Source organism: Kitasatospora sp. NPDC002965, from assembly GCF_040611255.1.
Classification (GTDB): domain Bacteria; phylum Actinomycetota; class Actinomycetes; order Streptomycetales; family Streptomycetaceae; genus Kitasatospora.
In genome coordinates this window covers 57,255-74,193 of the sequence record NZ_JBEXNT010000002.1, presented here as the reverse complement: position 1 = coordinate 74,193, position 16,939 = coordinate 57,255, and the positions used below count along the sequence as shown (strand labels likewise).

15 protein-coding genes are annotated in these 16,939 nt (G+C 74.4%); 7 read left to right on the top strand and 8 right to left on the bottom strand.

The window, feature by feature from the left end; genetic code table 11:
* The first annotated feature begins 26 nt into the window (after positions 1-26).
* Together ABZY91_RS01325 and ABZY91_RS01320 are read left to right on the top strand one after the other, a co-directional pair.
* Positions 27-716, top strand: coding sequence for a helix-turn-helix domain-containing protein (locus tag ABZY91_RS01325; protein WP_355398940.1), 690 nt, complete (start codon positions 27-29; stop codon positions 714-716).
* Between the two features lie 5 nt (positions 717-721).
* The gene (locus ABZY91_RS01320) at positions 722-1,507 is read left to right on the top strand and encodes a TrmH family RNA methyltransferase (protein ID WP_329884772.1); all 786 of its coding nucleotides are present in this window, start codon (positions 722-724) and stop codon (positions 1,505-1,507) included.
* Positions 1,508-1,592: 85 nt separating this feature from the next.
* On the opposite strand, the gene ABZY91_RS01315 is transcribed toward ABZY91_RS01320, so the two are convergent.
* The 4 genes from ABZY91_RS01315 to ABZY91_RS01300 all read right to left on the bottom strand — a co-directional run bounded on the left by ABZY91_RS01315 (position 1,593) and on the right by ABZY91_RS01300 (position 5,829).
* Entirely contained in the window at positions 1,593-2,966 is a 1,374-nt protein-coding gene (locus tag ABZY91_RS01315; protein WP_355398939.1) for a peptidoglycan-binding protein, read from the bottom strand.
* Positions 2,967-3,196: 230 nt separating this feature from the next.
* Positions 3,197-4,114, bottom strand: a complete 918-nt coding sequence (locus ABZY91_RS01310) for a pyridoxamine 5'-phosphate oxidase family protein (RefSeq protein ID WP_355398937.1) — start codon at positions 4,112-4,114, stop codon at positions 3,197-3,199.
* 32 nt (positions 4,115-4,146) lie between these two features.
* Complete coding sequence (locus tag ABZY91_RS01305; RefSeq protein ID WP_355398935.1) at positions 4,147-4,614, bottom strand: VOC family protein; 468 nt, start codon at positions 4,612-4,614, stop codon at positions 4,147-4,149.
* Positions 4,615-4,806: 192 nt separating this feature from the next.
* Positions 4,807-5,829, bottom strand: a complete 1,023-nt coding sequence (locus ABZY91_RS01300) for a hypothetical protein (RefSeq protein ID WP_329884768.1) — start codon at positions 5,827-5,829, stop codon at positions 4,807-4,809.
* Positions 5,830-6,170: 341 nt separating this feature from the next.
* Between ABZY91_RS01300 and ABZY91_RS01295 the strand changes: the two genes are divergently transcribed.
* Positions 6,171-6,737: a CGNR zinc finger domain-containing protein gene (locus tag ABZY91_RS01295; protein ID WP_329884767.1), complete on the top strand. Its 567-nt coding sequence runs from the start codon at positions 6,171-6,173 to the stop codon at positions 6,735-6,737.
* Between the two features lie 123 nt (positions 6,738-6,860).
* Here ABZY91_RS01295 and ABZY91_RS01290 read toward each other — a convergent pair whose 3' ends face one another.
* The 3 genes from ABZY91_RS01290 to ABZY91_RS01280 all read right to left on the bottom strand — a co-directional run bounded on the left by ABZY91_RS01290 (position 6,861) and on the right by ABZY91_RS01280 (position 11,729).
* Complete coding sequence (locus ABZY91_RS01290; RefSeq protein WP_355398932.1) at positions 6,861-8,360, bottom strand: FAD-dependent monooxygenase; 1,500 nt, start codon at positions 8,358-8,360, stop codon at positions 6,861-6,863.
* Positions 8,361-8,583: 223 nt separating this feature from the next.
* The gene (gene paaN, locus ABZY91_RS01285) at positions 8,584-10,284 is read right to left on the bottom strand and encodes a phenylacetic acid degradation protein PaaN (protein WP_355398930.1); all 1,701 of its coding nucleotides are present in this window, start codon (positions 10,282-10,284) and stop codon (positions 8,584-8,586) included.
* Between the two features lie 176 nt (positions 10,285-10,460).
* On the bottom strand, positions 10,461-11,729 hold the full coding sequence (locus tag ABZY91_RS01280; protein ID WP_355398928.1) for a hypothetical protein: 1,269 nt from the start codon (positions 11,727-11,729) through the stop codon (positions 10,461-10,463).
* Positions 11,730-11,857: 128 nt separating this feature from the next.
* Here ABZY91_RS01280 and ABZY91_RS01275 point away from each other — a divergent pair, with 128 nt between their 5' ends.
* On the top strand, positions 11,858-12,445 hold the full coding sequence (locus ABZY91_RS01275; RefSeq protein ID WP_329884763.1) for a TetR/AcrR family transcriptional regulator: 588 nt from the start codon (positions 11,858-11,860) through the stop codon (positions 12,443-12,445).
* 63 nt (positions 12,446-12,508) lie between these two features.
* Here ABZY91_RS01275 and ABZY91_RS01270 read toward each other — a convergent pair whose 3' ends face one another.
* Positions 12,509-12,970: an Lrp/AsnC family transcriptional regulator gene (locus ABZY91_RS01270; protein ID WP_329884762.1), complete on the bottom strand. Its 462-nt coding sequence runs from the start codon at positions 12,968-12,970 to the stop codon at positions 12,509-12,511.
* Positions 12,971-13,119: 149 nt separating this feature from the next.
* On the opposite strand from ABZY91_RS01270, the gene pdhA reads away from it, so the two are divergent.
* The 3 genes from pdhA to ABZY91_RS01255 all read left to right on the top strand — a co-directional run bounded on the left by pdhA (position 13,120) and on the right by ABZY91_RS01255 (position 16,726).
* Positions 13,120-14,259, top strand: coding sequence for a pyruvate dehydrogenase (acetyl-transferring) E1 component subunit alpha (gene pdhA / locus ABZY91_RS01265; protein ID WP_329884761.1), 1,140 nt, complete (start codon positions 13,120-13,122; stop codon positions 14,257-14,259).
* 98 nt (positions 14,260-14,357) lie between these two features.
* The gene (locus ABZY91_RS01260) at positions 14,358-15,320 is read left to right on the top strand and encodes an alpha-ketoacid dehydrogenase subunit beta (protein ID WP_329884996.1); all 963 of its coding nucleotides are present in this window, start codon (positions 14,358-14,360) and stop codon (positions 15,318-15,320) included.
* 5 nt (positions 15,321-15,325) lie between these two features.
* Positions 15,326-16,726, top strand: a complete 1,401-nt coding sequence (locus ABZY91_RS01255; protein WP_355399107.1) for a dihydrolipoamide acetyltransferase family protein — start codon at positions 15,326-15,328, stop codon at positions 16,724-16,726.
* Positions 16,727-16,939 lie beyond the last annotated feature (213 nt).

The window sequence follows — 16,939 nt, the reverse complement described above, 5'->3', positions numbered from 1 at the left end:
GAATCTCTCCGGTTAAGGGGCTGGTGATGAGAGCGGACGCGGAACGCAGTCGGCGCAGGATCCTGGAGGCCGCCTGCGAGGTCTTCCTGGAACGGGGCCCGGACGCTCCGCTGGACGCGGTCGTGCGCCGGGCCGGCGTCGGCCCGGGGACGCTCTACCGGCGCTTCCCCGACCGGGAGGCACTGGTCAGGGCCCTGGTCACCGATCTGCTCACCCGGCTCGCCGAGGCGGCCGACCGGGCCCGCGAGGCCGAGGCCGACCCGTACCGCGCGCTGCGCCGCTTCGTGCACGCCGCCGCCGACCTGCGGATGGGGGCGGCGATCGTGGTGCTGCTGGAACGCCTGGTCGTGGACGAGGAGCTGGTCGCCGCCCGGACCGGCGCGGTCGCGGCGGTCGAGGAGCTGCTGCGCGCGGCCCAGGAGGCGGGGCAGCTGCGCACGGATATCGGGATGGGTGACCTGGTGCTGCTCTGCGTCCGGGTCTCCCGGCCGCTGCCGGGCGGTCTGGCCGTGCTCGACGCCGGGGGCGCGCTGGTCCACCGGCACCTGGACCTGGCGCTGGCCGGGCTGCGGCCGGGCGCGGCCGTCGAGGAGTCCGCGGAGGAGTCCGGTGGGAAGGCCGGTGCGGAGGCCGGTGCGGAGGCCGGTGGGCCGCTCACCTTCGACCAGGTGATCGCCGCCGCGGGACGACCGGGCGAGCCCGGTCCGGCAGAGTGAGCGGCGTGAACGACGAAGAACTGCTGCGCGCCTGGCGGGCCGGCGCCGAGGAACCGGGAACGGTGCTGCTGGACGGGTTCCACCCGTTGAAGCACGCACTGCGGTTCGGGGGCGCCGTCCGGCAGGTGCTGACCGCCGACCGGGCCGCGCTGCTGGCCCTCGCCGCCGAGCTGGCCCCGGACGTCTCCCCCGCGCTGGACGGGCTGGCCGCCGAGCTGCCGGAGAAGACGCTGCGGGGGCTCGCGCCCCGGCTCCACCCGACCGGCGTGATCGCGCTGGCCGCCCGGCCGACCGTCGAGGCGAACCGCGCCGCGCTGGACCGCCGGCCGCGGACGGCACCGGTCGTGCTGCTGGAGGACCCGCGCAACCTGGGCAACGTCGGCGCGGTGATCCGGCTGGCGGCCGGCTTCGGCGCGGCCGGGGTGGTGACCACCGGGGACCTCGACCCCTGGCACCCGGGCGTGCTCCGGGGCAGCGCGGGCCTGCACTTCGCCACCGCCGTCGAGCGGCTGACGCTCCCGGACCTGCCCGCGGGCCCGCTGTACGTGCTGGACCCGGAGGGTGCGGACATCCGGGAGACGGCCTTCCCGGACGACGCGGTGCTCGCCTTCGGCACCGAGCGGCACGGTGTCTCGGCGGGGCTGAAGGCGCGGGCCGACCGGCTGGTCGCGGTGCCGATGCGGCCCGGGGTCTCCAGCTTCAACCTGGCGACCAGCGTGGCGATGGGGCTCTTCCACTGGATGTCGGGGCGCCCGCCCGGTGTTCCCCTGCCGGACGGACGCGCGGTGTGAGCCGGGCCCCCCGGGGGCCGGTCGGCCCCCGGTCGGACGGCTCCCGGTCGGACGGCTCCCGGGGCGGTCCCCGGTCGGGCGGTCCCTAGGAGAAGAGCCGCTTCCAGGTGTCCGGGCCGGGGTAGCCGTCGGCCTCGGCGCCGCGCCAGCCCAGGGACTCCTGGAAGGCCTGGACGTTTCGCCGGTCGGACTCCGTCCAGCGCGGGCCCGGGCCCTGCGTGTAGTGGCGGCCGAATCCCTTGCGGACCAGTTGCTCGCCGAGCCGCCGGACGTTGTCGTTGGCGGCGCCCGGCCCGAACGCGGCCCGACCGGGGAAGGGCGGCGCTCCGGCGCCGGTGCCGGGGCCGACCGGCGGCGGCGGGAGCGGGGCGCCGCCGTCGATGTTCCGGCCCTTGGCGTTGACCAGGTAGTCCCAGGTGTCCTTGCCGGGGATGCCGTCGGCCTCGGCGCCGCGCCAGCCCTGGGCGAGCTGGAAGGCCTCGGTGGCCCGCCGGTCCGACTCGCTCCAGCGCGGCCCGGGGCCCGTGCCGTAGAACCGGGCGCCGCCGCGCTGCACCAGCATCTGGCCGAGCCTGGTGACGTACGCGTTGTCCGCGCCGGGGCCGAACTTGTCGGCACCCGGGAAGGCGGTCGAGGAGGAGCCGTCGCTGCTGCCGCCGCCGCTCGTTCCGCCGTTCGTTCCGCCGCCGTCGCCGCCGGGGGAGAGCGCCTTGTAGCGGTACGGGACGTACGAGCCGGAGTTGTTCCAGTAGGCGTACGGCGTGGACCGCTTGGTGGTGCCCGGCGAGGTCTGCTCGTACGCCAGGTAGCGGGTGCGGGTGGAGTCGGTCCAGCCGCCGAAGACCGTCACGTGCGAGCCGGCCTGCGGATTGGCGGGGTTGTTGTAGATCAGGACGTCGCCCGGCTGGAGGTCCGCCTTGGCGATCCGCTCGGCGACGTTCGGCAGCGTCCAGGTGGTCTGGCTGCTGCCCAGGCCCCAGGCCATCGAGACGAAGCCGGAGCAGTCCTGGCGGTAGCCGTCCGACCAGTACCGGCTCATGCTGTACGGGACCTTCTGGTCGACCCAGCGCTGCGCCCGTTCGATGATCTGCGCCCGGGTGACCGGCTGGGCGGCGCGCGGGGCGGAGAGCCCGCGGGCGGACGGGGAGTCGCCGTAGAGGCCGCTGACCTCGCCCTGCGGGGTCTTCGGCTGGGCGGTGGCGGAGCCGCCGGGGGTGGGCGTCGGGGCCGGTGCCGCGGCGGCGCCGGCCGCGCCGCCGCCGAGGGCCGTCCCGACGGCGGCCATCAGCACGGCGGCCCGGCGGCGGACGCTGCGGGCTGCGGCGTGGCCGCCCTCGTGCACCGGTGCGGCGTGCAGTCGGGCGCGGCGGCGGGCGCTGCAGCCCCCGCATATGCAGTCCGCGTCGGGCTCGATCTCGTCGAACTCCAGCAACGGGATCGGTCGGTCGGTGAGGGTCATGCTCCGCCTCTTTCTCCTGGTCGGACTGGTCACCGCTGACGGCGTGACAGGACGGTCCTTCCCAGGGCGACAGCGCGTGTTATCGGGACCAAAGTCCCAAATCGGGCACCTGGTCGGCGCGGTGGACTGCGCCGGTCGGGTGACGACCGTTCGGCGGCCCGGGCGTGGCGCGGGTGCGCGGGAGGCGGTAGTGACGGTGCCGACCTGGCGGGAGGTCAGCCGTCGGCGGGTCAGCCCGCAGATCGCGGGTTCGCCGGTGAGTACTCGGGATCGGTCCAGGTCAGCGGGGTGGCGTCGGCCAGTTCGAGGACGTCGGTGACGGTCAGGTCGATCACCCGCTCGGCACCCGGCAGACCGGCCCCGGCGGGGTCGGACCAGTCGGTCCGCGCCTCGCCGGTGACCAGCAGCGCCCCGCCGGTCTCCCAGTCCGGGATCAGCAGTCCGGCGCGCGGGTCGAGCTCCAGGTTGCCCAGGGTCATGAACATGCTGTTGCCCGCGTAGTCGGGCCAGCGCAGCCGGTCCGGTCCGAGCACCCTGAGGAAGCCCGGGTTGCCGCCCCGGTGCGAGGCGTCGACCCGGCCGTCCGGTCCGGCGGTGGCGACGAAGAAGGTGTCCGCGGTGGCCGCCGTCAGCTGCTGGGCGGTGCTGAGGGCGGGGCCGCCGGCCACCCTGCGAGGGGCGCCGGCCTCCGGGCGGTCCACCGGGCTGCGGCGCTGGATGTACTTCGGGCAGTTGGCGTAGACCTGGTCGGCGGTGATCACCAGGCCGCCCCGGCCGTCCGGCACGGAGCGGCCGTTCAGCCGCATCCGGCGCCGGGCGGCCGGGTCCAGTGCGACGGTGCCGACCTCGGCCGGGCCGGCCAGGGCACCCGCCAGCGGGTCGTCTCCGGACGGCCGGGCGGCCACCGTCAGGGTCCGCTCGTCGGCGGCCCGGAGGAACCCCGGGGCGCCGCTGAGCTGGGTGGCCCAGAGGCGGCCGTCGGCGTCGGCGGCGCCGACCACCAGCATCCGCCGCTCGGTCAGGAACCGGGCGGCCACGGCCGGGACGGTGCTGCCCACGGCGCGTCCGGAGTGGTCGGCCCGGTCCAGCCGGCCGGCCCGTGCCTGGGCGGCCCGTTCGCCGGGGTGGTAGGGCGTGTCCGTGGTCATGGTGTGCCTCCCGGTGCCCGTTCGGTCGAGTCCTAGAAGAAGCCGCAGGTCGGGGCGGACCCGGCGGGAGCCTCGGCGCCGGTCCCGTCGACGCCCTGGGGGGTGTAGATCTCCAGCCGGATGCCGTCCGGGTCGGTGAAGAAGATCCCTCCGGAGGCCGCGCCCTCGCCGTGCGGGACGACGCCGTCGTAGGCGAAGGAGGCGCCCAGTTCGCGCAGCAGCGCCTCGGCGGCACGGACCTCGTCCAGCGAGTCGACCTGGAAGGAGAGGTGGTGCAGGCCGGGGGCGGCGGTGGCGAAGGTGCCCGCGCTCTGCTGCCAGAGGGTGAGCACCGGGCGGCCGTCGCGGCCGAGGAAGGCGAAGCGCTGCTCGGGGCCGGTGCCCTCCTTGAGCAGCTCCAGGCCGAGCAGCCGCCGGTAGAAGGCGGTCGAGCGGTCGAGGTCGGTGACGTTCAGACCCACGTGGCCGGTCTGCAGGGTGCTGCTGATGGTGCCGGACATGCCTGGTCACTCCCGTGGTCAGAGCGCCCCGGAGGGCGCGACTGGCTAACCGTTACTGACGACGGTAGTGGTTAGGTAGGGGATCGTCAACCGTTACTGCTGCATGAAAGGGTTAGGCGGGAGGGGCGTGGCTCGTTCATGACAGGGGTGGGAAGGGGTGGAGCGGAGAGCCGGCGCCGGGCGGCGGAGGGGCTACTCCCACTCCCAGCGGATGCCGATGTGGCCCGGCTGCTGGTCGGGGGCGAGCACGTGGGCGCTGGCCGACGCGCCGATCCAGAGCTGCTCGCGGCGGCGGTCGACGTCCGCCCCGGGGTCGCGGTCGTACCGCTCGCAGTGGGCCGGGACCCGCGTCGGGTCGAAGTGCACCTGGAGCACGTACTCGCGCACCGGGGTGGCGAAGCGGCGGCTGTACTCCAGCGTCTCGGCGCCGCCGGACGGGATCTCCACCTCGTACTCGAAGACGGTGCTGTCGCCGAGCCCCAGCGGCCGGTCCAGCATCAGCTCGCCGACGATCAGGCCGGCGTCGGGGCGTCGCCGGACCCGGCCGAGCCGGCCGTGCCGGACCCCGGTGATCTCCGGACAGCCGGTGGCCTCCTCGTCGGCCTTGTGCACGACCAGGCAGCGGGTCACGCCGGCCACCGTCGCCCGGACCACCTGCCGCATCCTCAGCAGGTTGCCGCGCCGGTCGGCGTCCACGTAGTACGAGTCGTGGATCGACAGCCGCTCCAGCTCGCCGGCCGGCGGCGCGTCCAGTTCGGCGAAGACGTCGGCGATCTCCTGCTCCCCCGGCCAGACGTCCTCCAGCCGCAGGTGGCTGGCGTTGGCGTTGGCGGCCCAGCGCCCGCGCGGGCGGGGCGGGCCGAGCAGCGAGGAGAGCGTGGAGTGCGGGAGGCCGAGCAGTTCCTCCAGCAGGTGCACCGCGCGCAGCGAGCTGGCCCGCTCGGGCTGGCTGCGACCGCGCCGCCAGTAACTGAGCGTCGTGACGCTGACCCTGACGCCGCGTTGGGCGAGGGCCGCCCGGATCCGGTCGAGGCTGAGGCCGCTGGCCTCGATCGCGAGGTGCAGGGTGTCGGCGAAACCGCCGGTCGGGCTCGGGCGTCCGGCGGACGCGGTGGCGGGCGGTTGGAGGGCAGGCTGAGGGGGCACGGCGGCGGGCACGTCGGGGCGTGGCCCGACCTGTCTCAGCCGTGCGTCCTGGGGGTTCTGTGAGGCCATGCGGTTACTCTCCCCACCGAGCGGGTGCGGCAGAGCCGGATCGGCGCGGGAGTGCGCCGTCAACGGCCTCGCCGAGCTGTGGGGAACCCTATGCACGGTCGAGAGGCTACGTCATCAGTCCTGCGTATGACAGTGGTCACGAGCGGGCGAGCGGAGGGTTGACGATCGCGGAACGGAGCGGAAACAGACCTTCCGGTCCGTTCGGTCGGGGCCGGTCCGGGGCACGGGAACGGGTCCCGGCGGAGCGGCGAGGGCGGGCCCCGACGGACTGCCCCGACGGACCGCCCCGACGGACCGCCCCGACGTAGACTCGTGGACCGGGCGAGAGCGAGGGAGTGCCGATGACGGAGCGGACAGCAGACCCGCGGGACCCGCGACCGCTGCTCGGTGAGCCGCTGGCGCTCGACCTGCTGAACACCCGGTGGGCCGGGACCCCGGTCAACGACCTGCTCGGCGAACCGGACGGCTACGCGATCTGGCTCTCCTCGGCCGGGCTGGCCGGGCGTTGTGCGGCCGACGGGGCCGGGCTGGCGGCCGTCCGGGAGGCGCGGGAGGCGCTGGCGGCGGCGGTCCGGGACCTGGACGGGGGCGGCGCCGTGGGGCCGGTGGCCCTGGCCGGACTGGACGCGGTGCTGCGGCACGGCCGGGTCCGGCGGGAGGCCTCGGCGACGGGGGCGCGGGACCGGGTCGAGGTGGACGCGCCGGAGTGGCTGGCGGCCTGGCTCGCGGTCGACGACTTCCTGGTGCTGCTCGGCCAGGGGCCGCAGCGGGTCAAGAAGTGCGCCCACGAGGCGTGCATCCTGCACTTCTTCGACACCTCGCAGAACGGCCGGCGGCGCTGGTGCCGGATGGCGGTGTGCGGGAACCGGGCGAAGGCGGCGCGGCACTACGAGAAGGTGCACCAGTAGGCGAAGGCGCCGCCCGTCCGCGGCAGTGCCCGTCCGCGGCAGTGCGGGACAGGGGCGGAACAAGGGCGGGGCCGGACGGCGGAGGCGGGTGCCGGCCGACCCGGCGCCCGCCTCCGGGCCGGGTCAGCCGGCCGGGGTGCCGAGCCAGTCGGTGAGGGCGGCGCGGAGCTCGCCGAGGCCCGGGTCGACGGAGGCCCAGGCGGTGTAGCCGTCCGGTCGGATCAGCAGGACGGTGTCGCGCAGCTTGCCGTGCGGGTCGGCCGGGGCGGCGGTGATGACCCGGTCCGCCCACGGCTCGGCGACGGACAGCTCGTCGTTGCTGACCAGCACGAACTTCCCCGCCCGGAGCGCCTCGTAGAGCCGGTCCGGGGCGGCCGGACCACCCTCGCGCGGCGGTTCGAGACCGGTCAGGCGCAGGTCCGGGACGCGCTTGCCGACCAGCGGGTGGGCGTCCTTGGGCGCCGGGTAGGCGATGCCGATGCCGGAGACGGTGCGGGCGCCGCGCTCCGCGACCACGTCGAGGTGGTCGGCGAGCGAGGCCAGCGCGCCGCGCAGGGCCCGGGTGGCGGCGGACTGGGCGAGGGCGAGCCTGATCAGCGCACCGGACGTGCGCAGCACCGCCTTGCCGACCGGGTGCCGCTCGGTCTGGTAGGTGTCGAGCAGCGCGTCGGTGGCCTGGCCCCGGACGGCGGCGGCGAGCTTCCAGGAGAGGTTGGCGGCGTCCTGGATCCCGGTGTTCATGCCCTGGCCGCCGGCCGGCGAGTGGCAGTGGGCCGCGTCACCGGCGAGGAAGACCCGCCCGGAGCGGTAGTTGGGGACCTGCCGTTCGTCGCTGTGGAAGGTGGAGCTCCAGCGGGCGTCGTGCAGGCCGTAGTCCTCGCCGAACGCGCCGAGGGCGACGGCGGCGATCCGGTCGAGTGACGGCGGGGTGCCGTCGGGGTGCTCCTCGGTGCGGTCCCAGGCGATGATCCGGTACCAGCCGTCGCCGAACGGCACCAGGAAGGCGAAGCCGTGCTCGTTCGCGCCGACGGTGACCGCCTCGTCGGGCTCGCGTTCCAGCCGGACGTCCGCCAGCAGGACGGAGTTGACCACGGACTCGCCGGGGAAGGGGATGCCGAGCAGGTCGCGGACGGTGGAGTGGACGCCGTCGGCGCCGACCGCGTAGCGGGCCCGGTGGGTGGTGACGGCGCCGTTCTCCAGCGTCTCGACGGTCACGCCCTCGGCGTCCTGGCGCAGGCCGACCACCTCGGCCCCGCGCAGGACGGTCGCGCCGGCCTTGACCGCCCGGTCGTGCAGCAGCTGTTCGGTCCGGTACTGCGGGGTGATCAGGACGAACGGGAAGCGGCTGGGGAGTTCGCCGAGGTCGACCCGGAACTTGTTGAAGATCTTCAGCGAGGTGAGCGGACGGCCCGTGGCGATGAGGTCGTCGGCGAGGCCGCGGGCGTCGAGGAGTTCGAGGGTCCGGGCGTGCACGGCGAACGCCCGGGTGAGGTTGGACTCGGTGCTGCGCCTCTCCAGCACGGTGACCTTGATCCCGGCGGTGGCGAGGTCCCCGGCCAACAGCAGGCCGGTCGGTCCGGCGCCGACGATCAGGACGTCGGTGACGGTCTGCTTCTCGGTCATGTGTCAGCTCCCGGTGATCGGACAGAGGTTGGACGCCGCGTTCGGCGCGCTTCCGACCTCCATCATCGCGGTCCCGGGGCGGAGCTGTGAATTCTCCGGGCCCCGGAGACGTCAGGGGCCCGGGGGCGGCGCCCACCGCGCCCGGGCCCGGCCCACGTCGGTACCGGCCCGCTCCGCCCCGAACGTCGGGACCGGAGCGGGCCGGTGGCGGGCGAGGTCGCGGTCAGCTGTGGCGGCGGATCTCCACCGTGCGGAACCGCTTGGCGACGAACGCGCCGTCGCAGTAGGCGGAGTTGGCGGCCGGGTTGGCGCCGGTGCCGTGCAGGTCGGAGAAGGCGGCGGTCTGGTTGGCGTACACACCGCCGGTGAGGTTGAGCGAGAGCGAGACGCCGGAGTCGAGCGCGGCCTCGACCAGGGCGGCCTCGACCTCGGGCGAGGTGGTGTAGCCGGCCGCGGTCATCGCGCCCTGGGTGCGGACCGTGTCGCGGAGCAACTCGACGGCGGCGGCGGTGTTCTCGACGGCGACGGCGAACGAGACCGGGCCGAAGCACTCGGTGCGGAAGACCGTCCGGTCGTCCGGCTTGTCGGCGTCGAGCTTGACCAGCGCCGGGGTGCGGACGGTGGCGCCGGGGAACTCCGGCGACTCGACCACGCGCGGGGCGAGTGCGAGCTCGCCGTACTCGCCGCCGGCCGCGGCCACCGTGCGCCGGAGCACGGCGGGGTTGACCACGGCGCCGAGGACGGCGGCGGCGCGGGCGTCGTCGGAGAGCAGGCCCTCGATGGCGGCGGCGAGGTCGGCGACCACCTCGTCGTAGGACTTGGCCCCCTGGTCGGTCCCGATGCCGGTCCGGGGGATCAGCAGGTTCTGCGGGGTGGTGCACATCTGGCCGCTGTAGAGCGAGAGGGAGAACGCCAGGTTGCCCAGCATCCCCTTGTAGTCGTCGGTGGAGTCGACGACCACGGTGTTCACGCCGGCCTTCTCCGTGTAGACCTCGGCCTGCCGGGCGTGCTCCTCCAGCCAGTCGCCGAAGGCCGTGGAGCCGGTGTAGTCGATCAGCTTGATCTCGGGGCGGACGGCGAGCGTCTGGGCGATCGTGCCGCCCTCGTGCTCGACGGCCAGGCAGACCAGACCGGCGTCGAAGCCGGCCTCGGTGAGGACCTCGCGGGCGGTCCTGACGGTCAGGGCCAGCGGGAGGACGGCGCGCGGGTGCGGCTTGACCAGCACCGGGTTGCCGGTGGCGAGGGAGGCGAAGAGGCCGGGGTAGCCGTTCCAGGTGGGGAAGGTGTTGCAGCCGATCAGCAGCGCCAGACCGCGCGGGACGACGGTGAACTCCTTGGTCATCACCAGCGGGTCGCGCTTGCCCTGCGGCTTGGTCCAGCCGGCGCTCTCCGGCAGCCGGGTCTGCTCGGCGTACGCGTAGGCGACCGCCTCCAGACCGCGGTCCTGGGCGTGCGGGCCGCCGGCCTGGAAGGCCATGGCGTACGCCTGGCCGGTGGTGTGCATCACGGCGTTGGCGAACTCGTGCGAGCGGGCGTTGATCCGGGCCAGGATCTCCAGGCAGACGGCGGCCCGGGCGCGCGGGCCGGCGGCGGCCCAGGCCGGGCGGGCCGCGCTCAGTGCGGCGATCAGCGCGTCGGGCTCGGCGTGCGGGTAGCCGATGCCCAGCTCGACGCCGTACGGGGAGGCCTCGCCGCCGACCAGGTCGCCGTCGGCGGGGTGGCCGGGCAGCTCGAACGGCCGGTTGAGCAGCGCCTCGAAGGCGGCCTTGCCGTCCGCGGCGGCGCTCTCGCCGTAGGCCTTCGGGAACTCGGGGTAGGGCGACCAGTAGTCGCGCTTCGCGGCGGCGGCGAGTGCGGCGTCCAGGGTGGCCTGGTGGCGTTCGACGAGCTCGGTGACGACGGGGTGGGTGACCGCTGCGGACATCGTGTGCGCTCCTCAGAGGGGAGGACGGGACACGTCACAGAGTAACCGAACGATCGGTCGGCTCAAGGGGGTGGGCGGAACCGGGTGCGGAAACGCGAGGGGGCGCGTCCGGAGCGGACGCGCCCTCTCGGCCGGAGGTCGGACGGTCGGGGACCGCCCGGGTGCTGCGGGCCGGCCTACGGGATGCCCAGCTCGAAGATCACGTACCCGCCGTACCAGCCGGAGGCGATCGCGCCGGTACCGAGCAGCCCGGCCAGCACCGGCCAGCTCAGCTTCCGCATCGCCACGGCGAACGCGATGAGCAGCGGGAAGGCCGGCAGCAGGTAGCGCGAGGTGTTGCCGAAGATGCCCAGGCTGCCGAGCACCGAGACGATGGTGGCCAGGGTGTACGCGGTCAGCACCAGCGGCGGGCGGAGCCGCACCAGCAGCACGATCAGCGCGGGCAGCGAGAGCACGATCAGCGTCGCCAGCATGTCGGCCGTGTGGTAGGCGAACGGGTAGTCGTTGCGGCCGAGCAGCACCCCGCGGACGGCGTTCCAGGTGCCCTGGCCCCAGTCGAAGTAGTGCAGCCAGGCGTCCCGCTGGAGCGTGAAGTAGCCGCCCCAGTCGCCCATCCGCCAGCCGACCCAGCCGACGTAGCCGAGCAGCCCGATCGGGGCCAGCAGCATCGCGGCCAGCGGGCGCAGCACGCCGCTGTCCCGCCGGTACAGCTCGACCAGCGCGGCCAGGCCGACCGCGCCGATCAGTGCCGCCGAGGTCGGCCGGTTGAGGCCGGCGATCAGGGTGAGCACGCCGGCGGCGATCCACTGCTTGGTCATCACGCAGTAGCAGGACCAGGCGGCCAGCGCGATGAACAGGGAGTCCGAGTAGAGCGCCCACTCGGCGCCCGAGCCCGGGGCGATCGCCCAGAGCCCGGCCGCGATCACACCGGCCCGCGGCCCGGCGAGCTTGTCGACCACCGCGTAGATGCCGGCCGCCGCGAACAGTGACGCCACCACCGAGACCAGCATCCCGGCGCCGTACAGGCCGAGGCCGGTGCCGTCCGAGATCAGCCGCATCAGCCCCGGGTAGAGCGGGAAGAACGCGGCCGAGTTCTGCTCGACGGTGAACCCCGGCGTGCCGTTCGGGACGGCCACCAGCGCCGGGTGGTAGCCGAACTGGGCGACCTGCTGGTACCACCAGCCGTCCCAGCTGGCCAGCACGTCCCAGGGGTTGGCGCCCCCGCCGAACCGGGCGTGCTTCTCCAGGTAGTCCCCGGAGAAGGAGAGCAGCTTCATGAAGACGGTGAAGCCGACCAGCTTCAGGACGGCGTAGCACCAGACGGCCGGGCCGAAGCGGAGGACCAGCTCGCGGGCGCGCTCGCGCCAGTCGGTGCCGGGCTCGGTCACCGACTCGTCGCTGCGCTGCTCAGGCACATCGGAGGCGACCGCCGGTATTGCGCTCATCAGACTGGACCCCACCCTGCTCGGCCGTGGACGGATCGTCCGCCGAGTCTAGGGCGTGGTCCTGTCCTTTGGTGTGGACCAGGCCACCCGGGCGCACCCGGGACGGGCCGGGCGGGGATACTCGGGGGATGGCCGATCACACCACGCGCACCGCCTACACCGTGGAGTCCCTGCTCGCGGTGACCGTCGACGTCTTCAACGAGCGCGGCTACGACGGCACGTCGATGGAGGATCTGTCGCGTGCGGCCGGCATCTCCAAGTCGTCGATCTACCACCACGTGCGGGGCAAGGAGGAGCTGCTCCGGCTGGCGGTCGGGCGGGCGCTGGACGGGCTGTCCGCGATCCTGGCGGAGCCGGCCGCGGTGGAGGGGCCGGCGGTCGAGCGCCTGGAGCACGTGGTGCGGCGGACCGCCGAGGTGCTGCTGGAGGAGCTGCCGTACGTCACCCTGCTGCTCCGGGTGCGCGGCAACACGGCCACCGAGCAGTGGGCGCTGGAGCGTCGCCGGGAGTTCGACCACCAGGTGGCCGAGCTGCTGAGGGCCGCCGTCGCGGACGGCGCGCTGCGGGCGGACGTCGAGCCGCGGCTGGCCACCCGGCTGCTGTTCGGCATGATCAACTCGATCGTGGAGTGGTACCGGCCCGGCCTCAAGGGAGCCGACGGGGTCGCGGACGTGGTCGTCCACCTGGCCTTCGACGGCCTGCGCGCCCGCGGCTGAGCCGTACGGCACCTCCGGCCCGGGGGCCGGGGGCACCTCCCCGCCCGTGGCCGGGGGCGCCGGTCAGAGCGGCGGTACCTGGTCGGTCTCCTCGAAGACCAGCATGGTGCGGGTGCCGAGCACCTGCGGGATGGACTGGATGCGGTTGAGCACCAGCTCCCGCAGGGCGTGGTTGTCGTCGGTGTGGACCAGCAGCAGCACGTCGAAGTCGCCGCCGACCAGGGCGATGTGCGCGACCCCCGGAAGCGCCAGCAGCTGCTCGCGGACCGTGCGCCAGGAGTTCTGCACGATTTTCAGGGTGATGTACGCGGACGCGCCCTGACCTGCGCGTTCGTGGTCGACGCGGGCCGTGAAGCCGCGAATGACGCCGTCCTCGACCATCCTGGAGATCCGGGCGTACGCATTGGCCCGGGACACGTGCACCCGCTCGGCCACCGAGCGGATCGAGGCGCGACCGTCCTGCTGCAGCAGCCGCAGGATCGCCCGGTCGACCCGGTCGAGTCTGGACGTCTGTTCAGCCGACATGACCCCCCACCCTCAATGATTGGACGCACTGCCACCAGTCGACCGCCACCCGGGCCGATTGTCCACCACCTTGTCACGCTTCTGGTCAAGATGAACAGACGACCGAACAATCGGTAGGGAGCCCCCGCCACCCCTGGAGGTGCCCCGAGATGACCGTTCTCGACCACAGACACCACACGGCGTTGCCCGGCTGGCTGCCCGGGGCCACCGCCCCCCGCACCGACCCGGCCCCGCTCCTCCCGGACCCCTCTCCCGTCCGCGTGCTCGGAACGCCCGCGCTGGAGAAGCACGACCCCGCGCTGCTCCGCGAGCTGTACCGCCGCCTGGTGGTCGGCCGCCGCTACAACCAGCAGGCCACCACCCTCACCAAACAGGGCCGGCTGGCCGTCTACCCGGCCTCCACCGGCCAGGAGGCCTGCCAGGTCGCCGCCGCGCTGGCGCTCGGCGAGCAGGACTGGCTGTTCCCCAGCTACCGGGACACCCTCGCGGTGGTCTCCCGCGGCATCGATCCGCTGGAGGCGCTCACCCTGCTGCGCGGCAACGCCCACACCGGCTACGACCCGCGGGCCGGCCGCACCGCACCGCTCTGCACGCCGCTCGCCACCCAGGCCCCGCACGCCGTCGGGCTGGCGCACGCCGCACGGCTGAGCGGCGACCCGGTGGTCGCGCTGGCGCTGCTCGGCGACGGCGGCACCAGCGAGGGCGACTTCCACGAGGCGCTCAACTTCGCCGCCGTGCTGCAGGCCCCGGTGGTCTTCCTGGTCCAGAACAACGGCTACGCGATCTCCGTGCCGCTCAGCGCCCAGTCCGCCGCCCCGAGCCTGGCCCACAAGGCCGTCGGCTACGGGATGCCCGGCCGGCTGGTCGACGGCAACGACGCACCGGCCGTGTACGGCGTGCTCTCCGAGGCGGTCGAGCGGGCCCGCACCGGCGGCGGACCGACCCTGGTCGAGGCGCTCACCTACCGGGTCGAGGCGCACACCAACGCCGACGACGCCACCCGGTACCGGAACGAGGCCGAGGTCGCCGCCTGGCGGGAGCACGACCCGATCCTGCTGATGGAGCGCTCCCTGCGGGAGCTCGGGGTGCTGGACGACGCCCTGGTGCAGCAGGCGGCCGAGGAGGCGGAGACGCTGGCGGCCCGGATGCGCGCCGAGTTCCACACCGACCCGGAACTGGACCCGATGTCCCTGTTCACCCACGTCTACGCCGAGCCGACCCCGCAACTGCGCGAGCAGGCGGCGCAGCTGGCCGAGGAGCTGGCCGCCGAGGCCGAGGTGCAGCACTGATGACCTCCCACCTGTCGTCCACCCCCACCCTGGGCGGCGCCGCGGCGCGGCGACCCGCCGGTGTCCCCGACCGCACCACCGGCGTCCGCACCGCGAGCATGGCGCAGGCGCTCAACTCCGCGCTGCGCGACGCCATGCGCGAGGACCCGGCCGTCCACGTGCTCGGCGAGGACGTCGGCGCGCTCGGCGGCGTCTTCCGGATCACCGACGGGCTGGCCGCCGAGTTCGGCCGGGACCGGTGCCTGGACACCCCGCTGGCCGAGGCGGGCATCCTCGGCACCGCCGTCGGCATGGCCATGTACGGGCTGCGCCCGGTGGTCGAGATGCAGTTCGACGCCTTCGCCTACCCGGCGCTGGAGCAGCTGTTCTCGCACGTCGCCAAGATGCGCAACCGCACCGCCGGCCGCCTGCCGCTGCCGATCACCGTCCGGATCCCGTTCGGCGGCGGCATCGGAGGCGTCGAGCACCACAGCGACGCCTCCGAGGCGTACTACGCCGCGACCCCGGGGCTGCACGTGGTCACCCCGGCGACCGTGGCCGACGCGTACGGGCTGCTGCGGGCGTCGATCGCGTCGGACGACCCGGTGGTCTTCCTGGAACCCAAGCGGATGTACTGGGGGAAGGACGGGTTCGACCCGGCCGCTCCGGTCGAGCCGCTCGGGCGGGCCGTCCTGCGGCGCACCGGGACCTCCGCCGTGCTGATCACCTACGGGCCCTCGCTGCCGGTCTGCCTGGAGGCGGCCGAGGTGGCGAGGTCCGAGGGCCGGGACCTCGCGGTGCTCGACCTGCGCACCCTGGTGCCGTTCGACGACGAGACGGTCTGCCGGGTGGTGCGCTCGATCGGCCGGGCCGTGGTGGTGCACGAGGCCGGCGGCTTCGGCGGGACGGGCGCGGAGATCGCCGCCCGGGTCACCGAGCGCTGCTTCCACCACCTGGCCGCACCGGTGCTGCGGGTCACCGGCTTCGACGTCCCGTACCCGCCGCCGATGCTGGAGCACCACCACCTGCCCGGGGTGGACCGGATCCTGGACGCGGTCGCCCGGCTGCAGTGGGAGGACTGAGGATGATGCCCGTCGTACGGGAGTTCACCCTGCCCGACCTCGGTGAGGGACTCACCGGGGCGGAGGTGGTGCGCTGGCTGGTCGAGGTCGGAGAGGTGATCGCGGTCGACCAGCCGGTGGTGGAGGTGGAGACCGCGAAGGCGGTGGTCGAGGTGCCCTGCCCGTACGGCGGGGTGGTCACCTCGCTGTTCGGCGAGCCGGGCGAGGAGGTGGCGGTCGGCGCGCCGCTGGTCACGGTCGCGGTGTCGCCGGGCGAGGGCGTACGGCCGCTCGCGGCGGTACCGGCGGCGGCCGGGGCGGAGCTCGCCGCCGAGGTGGAGCGGCCGCTGGTCGGGTACGGGGTCGCGGAGCCGGCGCGGGCCGGCCGGCGGCGCCGGGTCGGCGGGGGCGGCCCGCCGGTCGGGCCCGTGGCCGGCCCGGTTGCTCAGGCCGTGCCGGTGCCCGTGCCCGTGCCGGTGGCGGCGTCGGCGGTGGTGCCGGTGCTCGCGCCGGTGGCGGTCGTGACGGCGGGCCCCGGAGTGCCGCCGGTCATCTCGCCGCTGGTGCGGCGGCTGGCCCGGGAGCAGGGCGTCGACCTGTCGACGGTCGGCGGCAGTGGGCCGGACGGTCTGATCATGCGTGCGGACGTCGAACGGGCGGTCGCGGCGAAGGTGGCGGCTCCGGCGGTGCTCCCGGCGGCCGGCCGGTCGGCGGCTCCGGTGGTGTCGCCGGCGTCCGGTGAAGGGGTCGTCCCGCTGCGCGGTCTGCGGAAGGCGGTGGCCGAGAAACTCAGCCGCAGCCACCGGGAGATTCCCGCGGCGACCTGCTGGGTGGATGCCGATGCGACCGAACTGATGGCACTGAGGCGGCAGTTGAACGCCACGCCGGGGCCGAAGGTGAGCGTGCTGGCGCTGCTCGCCCGGATCTGCACGGTCGCGCTGGAGCGCTTCCCCGAGCTCAACTCCAGCGTGACCGAGGACGGTTCGGGCATCATCCGGCACCAGGCCGTGCACCTGGGCTTCGCCGCGCAGGGCGACCGCGGGCTGGTCGTGCCCGTGGTGCGGGATGCCCAGCGGCTCACGACCGAGCAACTCGGCTCCGAGCTGGGCAGGTTGACGGATTCGGCGCGGGCCGGGACGGCGGCCCCGGCCGAACTGTCCGGCGGCACGTTCACGTTGAACAACTACGGGGTCTTCGGGGTGGACGGCTCCACCCCGATCCTCAACCACCCGGAGGCGGCGATGCTCGGCGTCGGCCGGATCGTCGCCAAACCCTGGGTCCACCAGGGGGAGTTGGCGGTGCGCGAGGTGACCCAGCTGTCGTTCACCTTCGACCACCGGGTCTGCGACGGCGGGACGGCGGGTGGATTCCTGCGGTTCGTCGCCGACTGCGTCGAGCAGCCGGGGGTGCTGCTGCGGCAGCTCTGAGCAGGGAAGGGTTGCCCTGGGTGGTGGTCGCGCCACCCAGGGTGCCCGTAGATCGAGCGAGAGTAGCGCGTCCGGGGGGCGGGTGTCCGGGATTCGCGCGACTTGTCGGATGAGCAGTTCGGGCGTGCCACGCTGCCTAGGCGTCAGCAGAGACAAGCCAGGTGGTGGCGCAGGCCGGCCGGAGGCGAAACGATTCTCTTGGGTACTCGAAAC